We start from the raw sequence: 1,775 nt of genomic DNA on the forward strand, positions 1-1,775 counted from the left end.
CAAAGATGCCGCGATTTCGCCAGATCTCATCGGGCACGTAAACGCCCACGCCACGGCGACCAAACAGGGCGACGTCGCGGAATCTACGGCAACGCATGAAATTTTCGGCTCGCAGACGCCCGTGAGCTCCTACAAGGGCTATTTGGGTCATACTTTGGGCGCGTGTGGGGCGCTGGAGAGCTTCATCTCGGTGATGATGATGAACGAAGAGCTATTCTATCCGAATCTAAATTTACGCGATATCGATCCGCAGTGCGCGCCGCTTAGGTACCTCACGCAGCCGCAGGAGATAAATACGAATTACGTTATGAATAATAACTTCGCTTTCGGCGGCGTAAACACCTCTTTGATTTTTAAAAAATTTATCAACTAAAGGAGAGAAAATGAAAAAATTTCTATTTTTCGTAGTTGCGACGCTTTTTGTCGCTAATTCGGCTTATGCCAAAAACGATATCGTGCGCTTCCCGATCGCCGCGGCACTCGCAGAGCCCGACGCTAAAGCCAAGCTTGATCCGAACATAAAATTCTACTTCGGCAACAAATCCGCAGGCAGAAAGATCACGCAGCAGCTAAGCTCGAACAAAAAAACAAACAGCGTCAACAAGAGCGATCAAGCCGCATGCAACCGCGCGTTTTTATCGGCGCTACTTAGCTTTCAAGATCGCGCCAAAAAAGAGGGCGGCAACAAGGTCGTAAACATCACGAGCTACTATTACAAAAACGTTTTCGTAAGCGACAAGGAGTTTGAATGCGGCGTAGGCTCGATAATGAACGGCGTCACGCTAAGAGGCTATATTGCAAAATAAACTAAGCTTCGGTATATCTTACGCAAGCGCGATAATTTCGGGCGAGCCGGCGAAGTTTTATAAAAACCTCGCCGCTTGCTCGGACGGAATTTCCGAAGTAAGCTTAGACGGAAATTCCGATCTCTTTTGCGATACGGATCAAAATTTTACGTATGATTTCACGGCAAATTCTACGCAAGATTTTACAGATATTCCGGACTGCAAGCAGAATTCTATAAATCCCGCAAATTTTGCAGCGTGTGAAAATAGAGCTTTACAAAAAAGCTCCGGAGAAAATTTAAAAATTTCTGCTCACGCTCGCTTAAAAGAGGAAATTTTAGCCTTAGAGCCTTTAAAAAAAAAGCCGGCTCTTGATCATATTCCGCCGTTGCAGCGTCGCCGCTTGGGGCTCGGGGCAAAACTTTGCATCTCGCTTTTAGGCGAAATTTCTCAAAACGCGCCGCAGAGCTTAGCTGAGAAAGGCTCTTTAAATTCCGCGCCGCAAAATTTAGATACGAGCGAAAATCGTACTGCTGCGCAAAACCCGCCGCCGCAGGATTTCACAAATGAAAATTCTTTAAATTCCGCGAGGCAGAATTCCAAAACAAACGAAAGCTCGGGAGCCTGCAATCATGCGATGCAAAGCTCCGCGATGCAGCGTGAAGGAATGCCGCTCGTTTTTTGCTCGCGCCTGGGCGAGATCAACCGCTGTTTTAGCCTGCTCGGCTCGATGGACGAAAGCGTCTCGCCTTCGAGTTTTTGCGTCAGCGTGCTCAACGCGATCGCGGCGCAAAATGCGATTTTTACGCAAAACCATGCCGAAATTTCGACGATCTCCGCGGCGTGCGCGCTCGAAAACGGCGCAATAATCGCCGCTGCAAGGCTGAAAGAAAGCGCGGAAAATTCCCACTCCGCGCAGGATGCGAACGAAGCAGGCAAAAGCAGCGAATGCAAGTCGGATAACGATAAAATCGCTCTGCTCTGCTATTT

General features: G+C 48.4%; 2 protein-coding genes and 1 pseudogene. All 3 read left to right on the forward strand.

The features are described 5' to 3' along the window. Positions 1-373: pseudogene (locus Q0340_RS02230) on the forward strand (beta-ketoacyl-ACP synthase); the annotation flags it as partial. Positions 374-383: 10 nt separating this feature from the next. Continuing rightward, a complete protein-coding gene (locus Q0340_RS02235; RefSeq protein WP_298081988.1) occupies positions 384-806 on the forward strand; it encodes an excinuclease ABC subunit A in 423 nt (140 codons plus the stop codon). Beyond that, a partial coding sequence (locus tag Q0340_RS02240) for a beta-ketoacyl synthase chain length factor (protein WP_298081989.1) occupies positions 796-1,775 on the forward strand: 980 nt, incomplete at its 3' end. The genes Q0340_RS02235 and Q0340_RS02240, both read left to right, overlap by 11 nt.

Origin of the sequence: uncultured Campylobacter sp. (assembly GCF_938045595.1) — a bacterium.
Classification (GTDB): Bacteria; Campylobacterota; Campylobacteria; order Campylobacterales; family Campylobacteraceae; genus Campylobacter_B.